The sequence below is a fragment of the Acinetobacter sp. 3657 genome, assembly GCF_031456775.1.
Taxonomy (GTDB): domain Bacteria; phylum Pseudomonadota; class Gammaproteobacteria; order Pseudomonadales; family Moraxellaceae; genus Acinetobacter.
Genome location: NZ_JAVDVH010000003.1, coordinates 186,187 through 204,496 on the forward strand (window position 1 = coordinate 186,187; position 18,310 = coordinate 204,496).

General features: G+C 37.7%; 11 protein-coding genes and 1 tRNA gene. 5 read left to right on the forward strand and 7 right to left on the reverse strand.

The features are described from left to right. Positions 1-278 precede the first annotated feature (278 nt). Positions 279-920, reverse strand: coding sequence for a hypothetical protein (locus J2Y37_RS05440; RefSeq protein WP_349032132.1), 642 nt, complete (start codon positions 918-920; stop codon positions 279-281). 114 nt (positions 921-1,034) lie between these two features. On the opposite strand from J2Y37_RS05440, the gene J2Y37_RS05445 reads away from it, so the two are divergent. Continuing rightward, the gene (locus J2Y37_RS05445) at positions 1,035-2,042 is read left to right on the forward strand and encodes an AraC family transcriptional regulator ligand-binding domain-containing protein (protein WP_349032133.1); all 1,008 of its coding nucleotides are present in this window, start codon (positions 1,035-1,037) and stop codon (positions 2,040-2,042) included. A gap of 175 nt (positions 2,043-2,217) precedes the next feature. Further along, positions 2,218-2,907: an aquaporin Z gene (gene aqpZ, locus J2Y37_RS05450; RefSeq protein ID WP_349032134.1), complete on the forward strand. Its 690-nt coding sequence runs from the start codon at positions 2,218-2,220 to the stop codon at positions 2,905-2,907. 62 nt (positions 2,908-2,969) lie between these two features. On the opposite strand, the gene J2Y37_RS05455 is transcribed toward aqpZ, so the two are convergent. The 3 genes from J2Y37_RS05455 to J2Y37_RS05465 form a co-directional block, all read right to left on the reverse strand. Then, positions 2,970-3,212 carry a hypothetical protein gene (locus tag J2Y37_RS05455; protein ID WP_349032135.1) on the reverse strand — a complete coding sequence of 81 codons (243 nt, stop codon included), beginning with the start codon at positions 3,210-3,212 and terminating at the stop codon, positions 2,970-2,972. Between the two features lie 70 nt (positions 3,213-3,282). Beyond that, the gene (locus J2Y37_RS05460) at positions 3,283-4,359 is read right to left on the reverse strand and encodes a DNA/RNA non-specific endonuclease (protein ID WP_349032136.1); all 1,077 of its coding nucleotides are present in this window, start codon (positions 4,357-4,359) and stop codon (positions 3,283-3,285) included. Between the two features lie 163 nt (positions 4,360-4,522). Then, positions 4,523-6,403, reverse strand: a complete 1,881-nt coding sequence (locus J2Y37_RS05465; protein WP_005193957.1) for a potassium transporter Kup — start codon at positions 6,401-6,403, stop codon at positions 4,523-4,525. Positions 6,404-6,524: 121 nt separating this feature from the next. Here J2Y37_RS05465 and J2Y37_RS05470 point away from each other — a divergent pair. Continuing rightward, positions 6,525-6,614 (forward strand) — tRNA-Ser (locus J2Y37_RS05470). A gap of 183 nt (positions 6,615-6,797) precedes the next feature. Then, positions 6,798-7,976, forward strand: coding sequence for an integrase arm-type DNA-binding domain-containing protein (locus tag J2Y37_RS05475; RefSeq protein WP_349032137.1), 1,179 nt, complete (start codon positions 6,798-6,800; stop codon positions 7,974-7,976). A 169-nt stretch (positions 7,977-8,145) separates the two neighbouring features. Here the strand turns inward: J2Y37_RS05475 and J2Y37_RS05480 are convergent, their stop codons facing one another. Genes J2Y37_RS05480 through J2Y37_RS05490 form a run of 3 tightly spaced genes read right to left on the reverse strand, consistent with a single transcriptional unit; the run spans position 8,146 to position 16,971 of the window. After that, positions 8,146-13,605 (reverse strand): FtsK/SpoIIIE domain-containing protein, encoded by a 5,460-nt coding sequence (locus tag J2Y37_RS05480; protein ID WP_349032138.1) that lies wholly within the window; start codon positions 13,603-13,605, stop codon positions 8,146-8,148. Continuing rightward, entirely contained in the window at positions 13,592-15,109 is a 1,518-nt protein-coding gene (locus tag J2Y37_RS05485; RefSeq protein ID WP_349032139.1) for a hypothetical protein, read from the reverse strand. The genes J2Y37_RS05480 and J2Y37_RS05485 overlap by 14 nt, the downstream gene beginning before the upstream one ends. Next, positions 15,106-16,971: an AAA family ATPase gene (locus tag J2Y37_RS05490; RefSeq protein WP_349032140.1), complete on the reverse strand. Its 1,866-nt coding sequence runs from the start codon at positions 16,969-16,971 to the stop codon at positions 15,106-15,108. The genes J2Y37_RS05485 and J2Y37_RS05490 overlap by 4 nt, the downstream gene beginning before the upstream one ends. 188 nt (positions 16,972-17,159) lie before the next feature. On the opposite strand from J2Y37_RS05490, the gene J2Y37_RS05495 reads away from it, so the two are divergent. Continuing rightward, positions 17,160-18,263 carry a cysteine desulfurase family protein gene (locus J2Y37_RS05495; protein ID WP_349032141.1) on the forward strand — a complete coding sequence of 368 codons (1,104 nt, stop codon included), beginning with the start codon at positions 17,160-17,162 and terminating at the stop codon, positions 18,261-18,263. Positions 18,264-18,310: the final 47 nt, after the last annotated feature.

Genomic DNA, 18,310 nt, shown 5'->3' on the forward strand with positions numbered 1-18,310 from the left:
CCTATATTTAAGACAAAAAAAATACCTTGCTGAGCAAGGTATAGAAACTGCGTATATAACGCCAGAGGTGAAGAGAACATACAGCCATTTTGAGTAAATTCTAAGCATTTAAAGTGCCTGAGCTAAAATAGCGATAAAAGCAGCAGAAATATTGACATTAAAACCCTATTTTATTGACCATTCACGACAACGCCCGATTTGATTTGGTCAGGAATGATCAAAATACCGATCCCACTAAGGGATTCAATTCTGCACGTTGTATCCTTTAGATACTCAATTTAAGCTACGGATTGCTTTTCTTCTTTCATCACAGCAGATGTAAGCAGTTTTGGCTTTTGTTCCACCCACTTGGCAGGAAAAACAGATTCTATCGCTTGGGTAAGCAGCTTAGAGAATGTTGCGGGTAAAGGTATGCCCAATGGATTCGCTTCTTTTAAATCTGCAGAAGAGACCACACGGGTTCCCATCACATAATCAAACCATGGACGCGTCACACACCAGTTGGCATCTTGGTTTGAGTTCATATGATGATCATAATGCCAAGGGATGCTAGCCTTCGCCCAATCAGGTTCTAAGTGCGCACGGCGATGCACATAATAATAATTCCCAGCGCTATAAAGTGCCGCCAAAGACATGCCTTTTGAAAATGGATAGAACGCCACGCTTGCAACTCCAGCCACTACAGCCAATGACATGACTTCGTTACGTGTTCGCCAATGTTCAAATCCTTGTACATAGCATTCATCGGCAAATTCCTGCTTACGTACTTCACGATGATGGGCCCAATGTGATTCCATGCTTTTTGGTACAGGGCTATAACGTGGTTGTCCTGAACGATGCACACCATGCAAAATATATTTATGTGCAAACCATTCAAATGCATTGGCGACCGCCAAACCTGCAATAAAACCTTTAACCATGATTCTCTCCAACCAATCCTAACTTATATTCAGCATATAAATTTTGGTAGGCGAAGTATTGACGATACGCTATAGTTGTATTGACAAAACACGACAAGCTAAGGAGTAGACAGGATGTCTCAACTCAAGAACTATACAGGCTCTGTTTTTGGTGGTTTGGGGCATTTACTCAAAGCCTATTGCGAGGCAGAAAATATTGCTGTTCCTGAACAATTACAACACGTTCAAAACCTAGAACGCTTCGATTATGTGATCTGGCGTGACTTGCTTGAAGATCTCAATCGCTTACACCCTAAAACTGGACTTGGGCTAGAAATTGCAGCGTATGTGCAACCCAAACATCTCGGTATTATCGCGTACCTTGCGCTTTCATGTGAAAATTTGGGCGAAGCTTTGGCACGCTATCATGACTTTCATCGCTTAATTTATGATGGTAGTCCTTTGGTGGTCGAGTTTAATGATCCTTATGTTTCCATTCGTTGGGAAGCACCTGAACCGCATCCAACCCAACTCACCGATGAAATTGCCATTGCATTGATGGTGCAATTCCTCAAGTTGTTTATGTCAGGCGAAAGTATCCATTTACACGAAGTGCATTTCATCAACACTCCTCCAAAAAATATCAGCATTTATGAGCAATATTTTCGCTGCAAGGTTCGTTTTGAACAGCCTAAAACACAACTGCTATTGCCTATAGCGGAAGCGTTTAAACCATTAAAAAGCAGTGACCACACCCTACAACAACTGCTGTTACAGCAGGCGCAAGCTTTACTCGACAAGTTACCGAATTCAACTCAACTAGATCAACGTCTACAACATGCCATTTTGACAGGTTTACAAAAGAACCAATATCAGATCGATTTTATTGCAGAAAAATTGGGACTCTCTGTTCGACAGTTACAACGACATTTGCAACAGCAAGGCACTACTTTTCAGGAGCGTGTACAGCAAATTCGTTTTATGTTGGCGACTGAGTATTTAAAAGACCCTCATCTCAGCCTACAGGAAATCGCCTTGCTGCTTTGTTATTCAGAGCAAAGTGCTTTCCAACGTGCTTTTAAACTTTGGACAGGACAGACACCGCAACAGTGGCGGAACAACAACACAATTTACAATTCGTAATAAAAATATTGATGAACTCACTGTTTCACAACTGATCATTGTTGTTACACCCTTTATACAAGAACCTATATACCCATGTGAATTCGTTCACATTTTTTTCACAGGGGTTAAACATATCCATAATAAAGTTTTGGATGCTTGGTTTTTCTTTTTTAAAAAATATGTGGTGATAACAATGAACAAATATTTAGCAGAATTTCTTGGAACCTTTTGGCTCGTTTTTGGTGGTTGTGGTAGTGCTGTATTAGCAGCAGCCTATCCAGAACTTGGTATCGGCTTTATGGGCGTGGCATTGGCATTCGGTCTCACCGTTTTAACGGGTGCTTACGCGTTTGGTCATATTTCAGGTGGTCACTTTAACCCTGCCGTCAGTGTGGGTTTATGGGTAGGTGGACGCTTTGAAGCAAAAGAACTTGCTCCTTATGTTATTTCTCAAGTAATTGGTGCAACGATCGCGGCATTGGTCCTTTACATTATCGTACAAGGTCAAGCAGGCTTTGCGGGTACAGGCGGTTTCGCGAGTAATGGTTTTGGTGATCTGTCTCCAAATAAATTTTCTCTAGGTTCTGCTTTCATTATTGAGGTGGTACTGACTGCATTCTTCATCATTATTATTATGGGGGCAACGGATCGTCGTGCGCCTGCTGGGTTCGCACCAATTGCGATTGGTTTGGCTTTAACATTAATTCACTTAATCAGTATTCCAGTGACTAACACTTCTGTAAACCCTGCACGTAGTACGGGTGTGGCATTCTTTGCTGAAACAGCAGCACTCAGCCAATTATGGTTGTTCTGGGTCGCTCCAATTATTGGTGCGGTGATTGGTGCGGTGATTTATAAAATTGTAGGACGTGAGAAAGACTAATAATAAATCCTCATAAAGAAACAGCCTTCACCTAGGCTGTTTTTTTATGCTTCAATTTGCATTTAAAGAAACGGATTTTCAATTTCTTGTTCAGGTTGACGCTCGATCTGCGCAGGTAAGCTTTCTTTCTCGAGTGCCGCCACCACATCATTGATAAAGCTTTGCAACGCTTTCGCGGTTTTTAGACCCGCCTGATCTTTAGTAATTTGCAAATTGCCATATAAGCTCACGCAATCGACCTGATTTTCTAAAGTCAGATCATAAATCGCTGAAGACTCATCGCCATGTTCAAAAGGTTTAAACATCTCATTCTCACGTTGTTATTATATCGATATAGCCTGCGCCAAGCTCAATTGCTTTGCAAGATGCTCTACATTATCTCAACAATTGTAAAAAATACTGAACCAGCATATCGACCAAATGCTTGATCACAGCTTGTTTAGCATCTTCATCAATATACGCTGAGGAACTGTCTTCCGCGGCTTGGGTTCGACCTGAACTAAATTGGCGTTGCTGCACTTGAATACTATCAGTGGTCGCTTCTTCTGCGCATTGACTTTGCCCATCCCAATGCAAATAACGAATTTCATTATTGGCCTTGACCTGCTGTGCTGACACAGGCAACTGATAAATATTACGCTTCTGCTGTTCGGTCAACTGCGGAAATAAATTAATCCCGAGCTTTTCTTCCAGATAGCAAACACTGACCACTTTGACCTGTAGTGACGCATTATTGGGCGCGTAATAGGCACCAATAATACCCTGCTTTGGTAAATATACGGCTTTATATACCGCCGTGGGCACAATCACCCCTTTACCAATGGTTTTTAAGCGTTGCCCCTCAAAGATCGGCCCTGTTATGACATAGGCATCCTTATGTTGTTTAGTCACGATGGAACGAACCGCTTCCTCAACTTTACGCCATACTTCCTGATTATTTTTAGGCGCTTGGGGCACCATATTGGCCAATGAGAAACTGTCATATTGCGCAGCTTTATTGTTCATATCGCCATTGGGTGCCATATGCCCACGATCGTAGCCTGAGCCTCGATAGTCGGATAACAAAGCGCGATGTCGCTCTGCTACACGAGTTTCCTCATGGAAATTATCTTCACGCTTAATTTTGATACTTAAACGTTGCGGTGTTAAATATTCCGCTGACCATAGTGGGGTTTTAGAGATGCCTGAATACATCACGTTAAAATCATTAAAGCACAATGCGTAGCTGTCTTTTTGCAGACTTTCTTTATTTAATAAAGGTGGAACATCCCGATAAAATTGATTTAAACAGCCGCTATTGGTGCTCTGCAATGGAATCAATTTAGAAATTTTCTCATTGCCAAACGCAATCGCAAAGCTGCTCGTTGCGAGCAAAGCTAATAAAATCTTTCCAACATTTTGGCTCAAAAAAGCGAATTGCGTTTTACGCTTTCGAGTTGTTCTTCTAGCCATAACCACTTCAAAATCAATATTAACGCGCAGCTTAACAACTCAAACAGCAACTGTATATTCACAAGTGGCTCAGAACGACACTTTATGTCGTCAAACTGTTCACTTGATCATCAAAGCATAAAAAAATGGCACCTGATGGTGCCATTTTCATATCAATTCATCACTAAATTTCGATCTGACTGCCTAACTCAACCACACGGTTGGTTGGGATCTGATAGAAGTCACTCACCGGACTGGTATTCCGCTGCATTGAGATAAAAAGTTTTTCACGCCACGGTGACATCCCATCCCCAACAGTATGCACAATACGATCTCGCGAAATAAAGAAGCTCATTTGCATCATATCGAATTCAAAACCAAGTTCCTGATAAGCTTGTTCCAAAGCATTTGGCACATTAGGCTGATCTTTAAAGCCGTAATACATATAAATGCGATAGAAGTGATCATCCAGTTTTTCCACTTTTACACGATCTTCTGTCGCCACATATGGAATGTCCTCGGTATAGACCGTGACGATCACATTGCGCTCATGCAGCACTTTATTATGTTTAATATTGTGCAGCATCGCATGCGGAACAATATTTGGCGTGCCTGTTAAAAAGATCGCTTCACCCGGAACAAATTGAGTTTCTTTGCTCATACCGATACTTTTAATAAATAAGTCTAGCGATAACGCATCGGTTTCCATCCGTTTATATACAATCTCGCGCCCACGTTTCCATGTCATCAAAATGGTATATACCACTGCACCAATTAAAATTGGCACCCAACCGCCAGCCAAGATCTTTAATGATGTCGACGCAACAAATACTAAATCGAGCAATAAAAAAGGAATCGCCAGCAGCGCGACTTTCCACCAAGACCAGCGCCACACGCCATAAGCCAAGGTCGAAATGAGGATGGTGCCGCACAACATAGTCATGGTCACCGCCACGCCATAGGCACTGGCTAACTCAGTACTACTTTCAAAAAGTAAAATCAAAATAACGACGGAAATAAACAACACCCAATTAATAAAGGGTAAATAAATCTGACCTTGCTCAACATCCGAAGTATGGTGCACCGTTAAACGGGGTAAATAGCGTAGCTGCATCGCCTGATTGGCGACCGAGAATACCCCAGTAATCACCGCTTGCGAAGCAATCACGGCAGCCGCAGTTGCAAGCCCAATCATGGGAAATAATGCCCAATCTGGAACTAACAGATAGAATGGATTTTCAATTGCTTGTGGATTACGAAGCAATAACGCGCCCTGACCTGCATAATTCAATAACAAAGAAGGAAGGACGATACAGAACCACGCCAACTTGATTGGCATACGCCCAAAATGCCCCATATCCGCATATAAGGCTTCGCCGCCTGTCATGGTCAGGATCACTGCACCCATTGTGATAAATGCAATCATCGGCTGTTCATAGACAAAGTTAAATGCCCAGTAGGGATTGATCATCATCAGCACATAAGGCGTTTGAATAATGCTCCATAGACCAATCAAGCCAATGGATAGAAACCACAATAGCGTCACTGGCCCAAATAGTTTCCCCATCGTGGCTGTACCATGCCGTTGTACCATGAATAGCCCTGTCAAAATCCCAAGTGCGATCGGAACCAACCATTGATTAAAAGCAGGCGTCACGATACTCAACCCTTCAATCGCAGATAGAACTGATATCGCGGGGGTGATAATGCCATCACCAAAAAATAATGATGCGCCGATAAAACCCAGTGCGATCAGGTAAATCTTATTTTTATCTGAAAATACTTTTGAGCGAAGGTTTAACGCCAGTAACGAGATAATCCCGCCTTCACCGTTGTTATCTGCACGCATGATGACTGAAACATATTTAAAGCTAATGGTTAAGTTCATGCACCAAAAAATCAGGGATAAAATCCCCAGCACCGATGCTTCATTGATCGCCATGTGTCCTGTGTTGAAACACTCTCGTATGGCATACAACGGACTTGTACCAATGTCTCCAAAGACCACCCCTAAGGCTGCCAATGTCATCACTGGCAATGCGGTTTTTTTTGCAGCACTTTGCATATATTTCAATCAAATCGGATTTGAGATTGCGCCATATTACCACTAGCTAAAAACTTTTTCTGCAAATCTATGATTTTGTCGCTTGGCAGTTGGTTTTTTTTTGGTTACTATCCCACACCTTGGTGAGGTGTCCGAGTGGCTTAAGGAGCACGCCTGGAAAGTGTGTATACGTTTGCGCGTATCGAGGGTTCGAATCCCTCTCTCACCGCCAAGTTTATTTCCAATATCATCTTATGATGTCTTAAAAAGCTTAAAACTAAAGGGTTTAGGCTTTTTTTGTATCTAGTGCTATCCGACTTCATCTATTGCAATCCAGTATATCGTGGGGGATAATTGGGGGACAAAAATTAGATGTAAACAATCGTCCCCCAATCTGTACGGATATCACTCAAAAATGCTGACGGATGCTCAAGTTAGAAAGATAAAACCACTTGATAAGAAAAAACGTTATTCTGATGAAAAAGGACTCTATTTAGAAGTCACTCCATCGGGTGGAAGATTCTGGCGTTTAAAATATCGATTCAATGGTCGTGAAAGTACATTAACCATTGGAAGCTATCCAGAAATTTCCCTTGCCCAAGCTCGCCGTGCTCGTGATGAAGCACGTATCCAGCTATACAACAACATTGACCCTAATGCTATAAAAAGTGAACGTTTACAACAAATAGATGAAAGTACTCTTTTCAGAGCGCTTGCAATGGAATGGATGGAAGACCGTAAAGCGGTCATTAAAGAGGCGACTTATCTACGTGATTTATCAGTATTTGAAAAAGACATTTTCCCTACTCTAGGCGATATGCCAATTGATCAGATCAAAGGAAAAGATGTTCTTTCCTGTGCCAAAAAAATTGAAGAGCGTGGTGCATTGGAAATGGCAAAACGTTCTATACCTTTAGCTGGTCGTATTTTCCGTTATGCAATCCGTAAAGGGATTATTGAGAATGATCCTACCCCACACTTAGGCGAGGCTCTCAAGCCTCGTAAAGTAAAAAATATGGCTCGTTTGGATATTTCTGAATTTCCTGCCTTTCTTGAACGTATGGATCGCTACCATGGCAATCTTATAATTCGATCAGCCTTACAACTGATGACTCTAACTTTTGTCAGAACAACTGAACTACGAATGATGGAGTGGAATGAGATTGATTATGAGAATCGTTTATGGCGTATTCCTGCACATAAAATGAAAATGGCTATGCCTCATATTGTGCCTTTGTCAAAACAGGCTTTAGATATCCTGGAAGTGATTTACCCAATTACAGGCAATAAACCGTATGTTTTCTACAATTACAGCACTGCCAAGCCAATCAGTAGTAATGCCCTTTTATGTGCAATCCGAACAATGGGATATAACGGTAAAATGACCGGTCATGGATTCCGTGGTCTTGCTTCTACAACCTTGCATGAGCAAGGCTATATGCACGATGCGATAGAGGTTCAACTTGCTCATAGAGTTGGTAATGCGGTATCACTGGCTTACAACCATGCTCAGCACTTAGACTACCGAGTGAAAATGATGCAAGAATGGTCTGATTTTATTGATGGTTTAAGGGATAAAAGATATTCTTCTTAAGCGCGAATTCCAATAAAAAATATCATTTTTAACTATCCCTGCTGTTTGTACTAATTTATTTTGAAAGCTCCATTTATAGCCATCTTACGTACAAACTTAATAAGCGAAATAAAAAGAAAACTCTAATCAGTTTAAACCTTTAGAGTTTTCTTAAAATTAAACCAATTAATTAAGTTTGAACTGTACTGCCCATATAATTAGACAAATTGCTTTCAATTATTGTGTTCACAATTTGAGTCATCTCATCATCAGAAACAAATGGCACCTGAGCAAAAATTAAATCACCACCTAGTTTTGCAGCTAAATGTCCTTTACCTAATAATCTTTCTGCACCAGAACGATCTAACGCAATCTTAGATGTTGCTTCACTAGCAACCTTTAAAATTAAACGATTACCTAAATTTTCTCGCAGTTGCATCGGCATAACATCTTTGTCTGGTCTTTGGGCTGCGAATATCAAATGAATACCTGCTGCTCGAGCTTTTACACCTAATCGTTGAACAGCTGAACCAACAGCACCCTTATAATTATCATCAAACATCCAATCCGCAAACTCATCATGAATTAGGAATATCATAGGCAATCTATCACTCAAAGCAACCTTAGAATTATACGTTGCCAAATCCTTCGCTTTGACTTGAGCAAATAATCGATAGCGCGTTTCCATTTCATCAACTAAATTAGCAAGAACTTCCGTTGCTCGTTCTTTAGTTGTAATAATTGGTTCACGCATATGTGGTAAATCTTCTAAAGCTGTATAATCAACCCCCATTTTAGGGTCGATAAGAATAATCTGAGCTAAGTCAGTAGAATTTGTTGCAGTTATATCAAGGAGTAACACCTGTAGTAATACTGATTTGCCACTTCCCGTTGCACCAGCTACAAGAGAGTGGGGTTCATGTCCAGGTAATCCTGAAAAATCTCCACCTAGATTTAGATATAATAATTCACCATTAACCTCTTGAACGCCTATTACAAATGAAACATTAATTCCAGCTTTATTACGATTTAGTTGCCGACGTGCCCACAAATTCCAAATGGAAACAGCTTGCCGTACTTCACTAGCAACTGTTACAACAATCTCACCAGGTTTAGGTTGTACCGTTACAATATTAATTGCGTGAGTTGTTAACAATTGTGTTCGTTTAGCTTCAATATCTTCCATACGTAATCGATCTGAACCGGCCAATCGAATCAAGCATCCATTTGGCGTAATTCTCGTTCCAAGTACATTTACTTGAAAGCCCCAACTATTTAAGGCTCGTCTTAAATCCTTAGTAATTTTATCTGCCCACTCATTTCTTATATCGTCTTGAGTTTGTGCTGAATGATTAAGTTTAATTAATTCACCTAAATTTAGCATTATCCGATCTGCTTGATCTTTTGACTGAACCAAATCAATTGTATTTTCGTCGACCGTAATGACTTTATCTAGCTCAAGATAATTCCCTTTAATATCATCTGTACTATTAAAAGGTAGTTGAATATGGTCACTTTGTTCAGAGTTCTGAGCTGTATCCAAAGTATTTTCTAATAAAGAATTCTGTTGAGTATGATCAGACTCCTCAACGACCAATGCCCAATTAATTCTTGGAGCAGGTCTATTAAAAATTACATTTTCCCAAGGCTCAGCTGAGCCTAATATTGCTCTTATAGAAGATGAATATTGTTGTTCCGCATATATTTCGACTAAAGATCGGAGCTCTTTACGATCAAATACCTCTTGCCAAGCTTGGAAATGCTGAGAACTATCAACTTCAAGTTGCTCAGAAACAGAATTAGTATTGACTACATCAGAGCTGTGAACAAATATATGAGAATAGCCTCGTAAAGAGATACTAACCGCTCCTTCGCGAATTGCTATTCTTGCCTGTTCTAGTAATGCAGTTTGTCCAATAGATACATCTGCATCAACAAGCAAATCCGAAATACGAGATAGCCAAACATCTCGATCTAAACGGCTTGGATCCCCAAATAATGCATCTTTAAAGGATGTCAATGTAGACATTAGCTGAGCTTTGGATGAGCGTTTTGCATCCGCCACACTCTCGTACGAAACATATTTGGACTCTATAATTGCAATATGTAAACGAATTCCATCACTAGAATCTTCAACAGATAATGCTAGTAAATCAGCAATACGACTTTCTTTTTGAGATAACCAAGATGCATAATCATCTAATAAGAAAAATACACTAAAAGCATCATTACCATTATTCAAAATTTTAAATTCATCAGCGATTAAATAACGGCTAAGTACTAAACCCAACATCTCACCTGCAGATATACCTCGACGTGCAGCTCGCAATACAATCTGACCAGAAATTGATAGAGCATCTTTTTTAATTCGTTTAGTAAGCTCATTAAGCTGTAATTGATCCAATGGTAAGGCCAAATCTTTTAAACGCTTTTGAGTAAGTCCATTTAATAGTTTTAGATCAGCAGTTGAACTAACTATCATATTACGGCCATTTGTCGTATTCCTACGATAACGCACTACCGTTATATCTCGATGCTGTAATTGTTTTTTATCTAACAGTTCATCATAAGTTGCAACCCATTCTGCTTGCTGATGCGCATCATCTATAATTTCAGCTAAATGAGGGTGTTGTAATGAAATCTGACGAGCAGGAAGTAACCTATCTTCTTTGGTAATCGCGTCTTTCTTTGCAAGTGCAGCTACTGCTGCTAAATAACTCCAACCCGTTGAAGTTTGCCATGGGCATGTTAAAAAACTAGTTGATTTGAGGTCACCATCTTTCGCCACAAGTCGATATGACCAACGTGATGGCGCATGTTCTAAGCTTAAACGATCCTCACTCCAAGGAACAGCAATCCATTCTACGGTAGCTGTTCTTGCTACAACATCATACAAAAATGCAATATCAAACGGCTTAAATCCTAACAGAGAATTACCATTTCCATTAGCTGATTTAGATACTCCTATTCTTAATTTGGAAATAAAATTATCTGATATTTCACTTACAAGCGGTAAATCTTCATTATCTGCAGCTTTGTTAACTAATTCTGCATAAATTGATGCTAAATGCTTTGGCTCTGTATGCCGGACAACGACATTACATTGCATCTCAGATTGTTCATTATCATACAAACTCGATAACTCTTTCACCACTTCCAAAGGTAAATCTGCCGCGTCAGAGTTATATAATAAAATATTTAAATTTCGTAGCTTATGTGGTTGTAGACTTACATAACGATCAATAAGTTCATTAATCTGTTTAGCTGCTACTTGAGGGGAAGTATCGCTAAGAACCGATGTCTTGGAATATGTCGGGGCCTCAAGCAAACTGTAACCATTAACTGTACTTGTAACAGAAACTAAATCAGCTACACCCTTCTTTTGAAGTATCCCAACTTCTGGATAAAATGGATGCTTAAGCTCATCAAAAAAATCTTTGAAAAATATGTTCCTATCACCGAACTTAAGACTCTCTGCGGTCAATAAGTGAGTTATTAATGCACATGTTCGTTGCGTTTTAACAGCTAACGCTTTCAAGCGTTCAGGATGCCAAGGAGGTATTATAAGTGTTGATTGCTCCCCAGATACAACAACAGTTCCAATAGATATTACTTTACTCACAAGATTATTACGACATACATCATTACACGCATGAGTTGAAAGAGTATCTAATAATTCAGCATACGCATCAGCTTGATTGAATATAGTCGAATGATTTAACCCATTCAGCTTAAAATCCTGGACGGCTAAAGGATAAATTTTTTCAAATTTTTCCCAAGTTTGCTTTATCTGTTGATAGGCTACTTCATTTATTAAATTATCTTTATATAAATTTTCTAGAGATTTTTTAATTTGATACCTCAAGCTCTCTAGCTTGCTTTTCGATGGAATGAGAGAACCTGGATCATTAGAAAAAGTTGCTTCCAAACTACTAACATTATTAAGAGCTACACTTTGTACTCCCCCTTTTTTACTCACAATTTTTCGACTAACATTCGTACAAGCCATCCCGCCCTTTTCGAGCAGTCGACCTAAGTCATCAGCTAAAGAAAGTCCAATAGAAGTAGGTGAGTAACTCCATAGAAGCTGAATTTTTTTTAAAACGTTGTCTAGATTATTTGATCGTCGTTCTACTAACGAAACTTCAAATTTAATTTGTAATGCAGCCCTAGATAAAGATTTTATTGGTTTGAATTTATTACCGAGACGAGCTTTTTGTTGAGAGATAAAGTTTTCATAATCAAATAATATATCTGCCAACGGAGTTCTTTGATTTGAAATTTCCCAAATAATTTTAGACCCCATAGTTTTATATAAACCACGATACATTACACAGAAAAATGTCACTACGTCATGATTAAACTGATCAAGCCAAGCTTTCTTGCCTTTATTCACTGAAATTTTTAAATAACGATCGCCATTAAACTCTTCTTGCCCAGCAAGTAATTGATATGTAGCAAAGACTAGACCTTCTAGAAAGTCCTGACATTCGATTGCTTGTCCAAAAATTACTTTTTCCCAACGAGCTAATAATTTTGAATCTTGTTCTAAGAAATATCGATGGAGATCGAAAAAAAATTTATCCTCATCAACCCATTCCCCGCTTTTTTCCCGTGTTTTTAATTCTATTAAATGGTTGCGCCACTCTTCGGATAAGACATCATCTGGATCACAGATATCCGAAAAAAATTGTAAAGTTGACTCAGCAAGACCTCTTTGCTTTTCTTTAGGTCTATCAAAAATTAAATAAACTTTATGCTGTTCCCATTCTAATTCAGCAAGAGATCGTATAGCCTCAATATCATCAACAGATCCATTTATAAACCCTTTCAAAATAGCAATATGATCACTATCAAACTCGTCTAAATTATCATTTAGACGAGTTTCCATTTCTGCAGCATCTAAAGGTTGGCCATTTGGCTTTTGATACTTTAATAATGGATATCGATGTGTTGCTAACTTGTCAAACGCAATTTTCCAAGTACGTGTAACTTTTGAAAATGCTTCAGCATTAGTAAAGAAATTAGTATCGCGTGGCAATCCTATGCTTGGTAGAGACCAACCAATTGCTTGCCTTATGGCATAACCATGTAAATTACTTGCCTCAATAATACTTATACAAAATTCTGCAATTTGGACTAATGAAAGTTCAATAGATTCAATCATTGCTTCTAAAGCTTTAGCGAAAGCTTTTTCATCGTCACTAGTCAGCGCTAAATTCCCTAACTTACTACATGCTTGAACCCACGCATGTCCATTTGCTTTTAATTCTTTCGCACTAACAATTGTAATATGCGCAAGTGTATCTCCAATATCATTTTTAGAGCTCGCTGTTACTAATACCTGTTTATCAATACTTTGATTTCGTACACTTGCAGCATTATCGTTGATCAACACATCGTTTGGTAATTCTTCATTACCAATTAATGCTTTGGGAATTTTAAGAGAGATGTGCTGTAGCAATGCTGGTTTAGATAATATTTCTTGGACAATGGCAGAAATTTGACCCGATGTTAACTGATCTAACCTAAATAAGGCAGTTTCTATATGTGAGTGTTCATTCCCCAATTCTGCATCACTTATTTGTTGTTGTAGATAATTCTCGAAATATATAGCGCCTACCCATCCAATAATCTTATTTGCTTGCATATACATTTCCTTCGATACTAAATGGGTTTTCAACAAAAGCACATCCATCAGATAATTGCCGTACTAGACCTAAACTCATTAAGCGTTCAGCTAAAAATTCACTATTTTTACTAAGAGCTTCCTGATCAACTTGATTACTTGCAATAAGTTCTTCGGCTTGAGCCTCACCAATAATTAAGCCATAACGACTTTTTATGATTTCTAGGAAATCATCGAATGGCATTCGTTTATCAACTACAGTAATCACAAGTGACTTTAAGAAATAATCATTTGGCGCATACCTCATTCGGCGTGATAGACGACGAGAACTTAAACCAATAGCTTTAGACCAAGCTGAATGCACTCTAGCTAAATGTTGTTTATGTCTAGTTTCAGCCTTATTAATCAACTTTTGGATAAATGTTTCAGCTGTCCAATTCGAATTCTCCTCTTCAGAACTTGGCCATTTAAAATGTTTTTGCATCAATTGGATGTATTTAACTTCTGGATCAGCCTCTTTCGACGCAGATAGCCATTCATCTTCTTGTTGAATATTTTCGATTAAAGTACCAATTGAACGTAATGATAAGTTCTGATTAAATTGATAATCATCAGCAGAAATAGTTCTTATTTTTGTACGTTGCTTAGAAATAATTTCACAAACCATTCGTACAGGTACTTCATCTTTTAGAACCTCCTTCGAACGCTCTAAAAAATATAACAACATATTTAGACCTGCAGAAAACATTAGATACGAAATTACATCGTAAGCAGGTATATCTTGTTTAAGAATATGGATCCAATCTTGGCATAATTGATCAAAACGTTTGTGTGAGTTTACAGGTAATTGTTGGCTACTAATTTCCTTTACTAATTTTGCGTCTTGTTTTTCACCCTGAATTGCTTTTACCAAACGGTTAAGTGGCATTTTAGCGCATAACAACCGTTTAACTAAAAATTCCCCTAACTCCTCTTTATTATAAGAACGGCAAAGCATTAAATACAAAATTTCGCCAGTACGAGCAAAAAATCTTCTATCATTTGTTTCAGCTTTATCTACCCTTAAATCTTCATACAACGCATCAGGACCAAATGGAAAAACAAATTTTGAACTCCATCGTTTATTGCTATTTACTTCAAAAGAAGAAGATCTCAACAACTCCACTACTCGAGCAAAATCATCGAAAGATTTGAAGACATCTTTCAGATAGCTCATATCTTCTTCGGCATATGCTCCCTTCTGATACTCTTCAAACCACTCTTCCCATTTTTTTTCATCAGACTTATTAGTAGATGAAGCAATCATATTTATATAAGGGTTATTGAATAAAATCCCTCGTAATCTTAGTTGACGCTGAGGTTTATAAATTACTTTCCCTCCTTCTTCCTTTAATGGTTGCTCACAGTTTCCAACTAAAATCCCTAAAAACTCTAAAATAATCAAATGAGGTAGTTGTTCATCATATAAACGATGCCCCCAAATTTTTTCATCAACAACAAAATCTACGTCATCTAGGAACTTCATTTTTTTAATCTCACTGATATATTCTTAGAACCATGAGTAAAACTATCATTTACCAACCTTAATAATAGAATTTCATCATTATTTACCTGAGAATTATCTTCAAATTCCGATTGTATTTGCTCAGCTCTGCGTAATAATTTAGATTTCAAAGCTAGAAGATCTTCCAAACATTCGCTAGAAAAACTAGTAGGCAATATTCCATAGGACACTCGAGCTAAAAACTCAAATCGTATAGGCGTCATTTCAAAAGTTACACCAACCTCATCATCAAGCATATAAAATTCAAGATAAGGCTTATTATTATGATTTAACTTAATTAACATCCCATCTCTGTTTCTTCTAGGAGGATGAGCTGATACCTCTTCTTTACATAACACACTTACTTTAGACTGAGTAAAACCACCAGAGGTTGCAACAATAATATTATCTACTTCATCAACTAACATACCGGTCATGATGCGATTTATACCAAGAACAACTAACTGTCGTACCTCTTCTGAGATTGGGTGATTATTTTGAAGGTTATCTAATAGCTCCAAATAGTGTGCTGCATACTTATATGCGCTTAAATTCCAAAAATAATTCGTACTAAATAAATTTTCAGGTAATGTAAAGAATAAGCGACGACGTTGGCTTTCAATGGATTGAATCAGATCTTGATTAATGTTGCCTTTGAGATATTCCCCACCTTCTAGATAAGACTCTTGAATTGCTTTAAAATAATTCGTATTTCCATATTGTCTATCACTTTCAATAAGATGGTTGTACATTGAATATAATTCATTATCGTAACGCCCATAAATTAATAACCCATCAATTTCACTTGTGGTCTCTTCACCAATCTGAAAAGATGATAATGCTTTAAAAACTGGACGTTCAGCCACCCGTTGATTTGGGAGATTTTTTGCAAAAATATTATCGTATAAATTTCCCTTAGAAAATGTTCCGCTATTCAATATCTTATCAATATCATTACACCGCATTAAACCATCTTTAACATCAGAATGACCTAGTAGAATATTTGAACATAATGCAAGTAAATCACGTACCGGTAAATGTGAACCATTGAGCCTAGCAATATCAACTAAATCAGATAATCGGGATCGTAATTGCCTAGACTCATCTGTTTCGCCAAGTAGTCTCTGACGATTTTCAGAAATAGGACACCCTTGCTTATTATTTTGAAAATGGCAATCCTTACATTTATCCCATTCAGGATGGGTGATCAATATATCTAATACATCTGTTAATGATTTACGATAACTACTACGGCTTAAGTCAAATACGTCTAACCGAGTAAGCCCCTCTCCTGTTTGCAAAAAAACTTGCTCCAAAGCCTCTCGGATTGGATGTATATCAAAACTTCTATAGGAACGTTTACGTAGGCGTTCTAGAATTTGCCCATGATTTGCAGCAATTATAACTATATGTTTTGTTTCATTCTCAAGCACAGATTGTTCTAGCAACTCAAAGATAAAATTACTATCCAATTCATTTAATTCACTTAAATCTTTAACAAAATATACTTTTTTATAATTAACAATATCTAAACATTTTACTGCTGTATCTGAATCATTCCACTCAGAAGCAGTACCACCAAGTTCTTGCCATAAAGCACGACAATGATACGTTTTCCCATCACCTGCTGTTCCTGCAATAATTATGGAACCGCCGGCTACTCGATATATCGAATCTAAAATGCTTGACAATAACGGAGTTGGTAATTTTATAGGGTCAATTTTAGCCAACCGAGCAGCCTTAGACACATGCTCATCAAACATAATTGCATTATTAGGAGTCGGACCATAACTACGCAAATAACGCACCCATTTTGCAGACGGCTTATATTGCAAATCCGACATATACTCACCCTTCAATATTATCTAATAATTTAATGAATTTTATTAAAACAAGGATCTAATAGTACTAAAATAATCCTCTTTATTGAACAATAAATAATTTAAGGATTTTTTGCACTATGTGTAGAAGAATAATTGATTAAAAACACAAAAAAAGAGATGCTAACAGTGTCTTTCTCAGGATCATCAAAATGATTTACCTAGATTTTGCTGCATCAACACCTCTTCTACCATCTGTCAAAAATGAATTATTTAGAGCATTTGAAGAAGAATATTCGAACCCATCGTCTGCCCATAAATTAGGACGTTCTTCAGCTGAGAAAATTGAAAAAGTTAGAGAGACTATTGCCCACTCAATTGGCGCGTATAGAAGTGAAATTATTTTTACTAGTGGTGCCTCTGAAGCCAACAACTTAGCGATTAAAGGATACGTTTTAGCAAACCAAAAGAAAGGAAAACATATAATTACATCGTCAATTGAGCATAAATGTATTTTAACAATCTGCCATTTTTTAGAAAAAGAACATGAATATGAAATTACCTATATCTCTCCTCAAAAGAATGGAATCATTAATGCTGAAGACGTAATAACGGCTATGAGAGATGATACTGTTTTAGTCAGCACTATGCATGTAAATAATGAGCTAGGATCTATACAACCTATAGAAGTAATAGGTAAAGAATGTTTTAAAAGAAATATTAAATTTCATGTAGATGCAGCCCAATCCTATAAAAAAATTCCTATCAATGTTGATGAACTTAATATTGATATGCTGTCTATATCAGCCCATAAAATTTATGGTCCTAAAGGTATTGGAGCTCTCTACATTAGAGACTTAAGAGAAACTAGAATTCAGCCTGTAATACATGGCGCTGGGCAAGAATATGGTTTAAGAGGTGGTACCCTTCCAACACCATTAATTTTAGGTTTCGGAACAGCAGTTGAAGATCAAACAATTGAAAACACTTTTGCAGAAGTGAAAAAAATTAATTCTTTATTACGGACCCAAGTTATTGAAATTGGCGGTAAAATTAACTCACCCAATATAAAATATATTCCTCACATCCTAAATGTAAGACTTCCTAACTTTGATGCTGCACATTTTGTAACTAACTCAGACTTTTTATGCTCTCAAGGTTCAGCTTGCTCATCAATGAATATCGAAATGTCTTATGTACTACGTGAAATCGGATTAAATTATAATAATGCGATAGAATCAATTCGTTTAAGCTTAGCATCTAATTTAGAATATGATTCAATGACATCATTTTTTAATTCTATTATCAGAGGGTAATGTAATAGGTACATGTCAGACCAGCGGTCACACGGTAATTATCCCAT

Bases quoted from the DNA above. Each gene is read 5' to 3' on its own strand.
- J2Y37_RS05440 (WP_349032132.1), bottom strand. From the start codon at position 920: ATGGTTAAAGGTTTTATTGCAGGTTTGGCGGTCGCCAATGCATTTGAA.
- J2Y37_RS05445 (WP_349032133.1), top strand. From the start codon at position 1,035: ATGTCTCAACTCAAGAACTATACAGGCTCTGTTTTTGGTGGTTTGGGG.
- aqpZ (WP_349032134.1), top strand. From the start codon at position 2,218: ATGAACAAATATTTAGCAGAATTTCTTGGAACCTTTTGGCTCGTTTTT.
- J2Y37_RS05455 (WP_349032135.1), bottom strand. From the start codon at position 3,212: ATGTTTAAACCTTTTGAACATGGCGATGAGTCTTCAGCGATTTATGAT.
- J2Y37_RS05460 (WP_349032136.1), bottom strand. From the start codon at position 4,359: ATGGCTAGAAGAACAACTCGAAAGCGTAAAACGCAATTCGCTTTTTTG.
- J2Y37_RS05465 (WP_005193957.1), bottom strand. From the start codon at position 6,403: ATGCAAAGTGCTGCAAAAAAAACCGCATTGCCAGTGATGACATTGGCA.
- J2Y37_RS05475 (WP_349032137.1), top strand. From the start codon at position 6,798: ATGCTGACGGATGCTCAAGTTAGAAAGATAAAACCACTTGATAAGAAA.
- J2Y37_RS05480 (WP_349032138.1), bottom strand. From the start codon at position 13,605: ATGCAAGCAAATAAGATTATTGGATGGGTAGGCGCTATATATTTCGAG.
- J2Y37_RS05485 (WP_349032139.1), bottom strand. From the start codon at position 15,109: ATGAAGTTCCTAGATGACGTAGATTTTGTTGTTGATGAAAAAATTTGG.
- J2Y37_RS05490 (WP_349032140.1), bottom strand. From the start codon at position 16,971: ATGTCGGATTTGCAATATAAGCCGTCTGCAAAATGGGTGCGTTATTTG.
- J2Y37_RS05495 (WP_349032141.1), top strand. From the start codon at position 17,160: ATGATTTACCTAGATTTTGCTGCATCAACACCTCTTCTACCATCTGTC.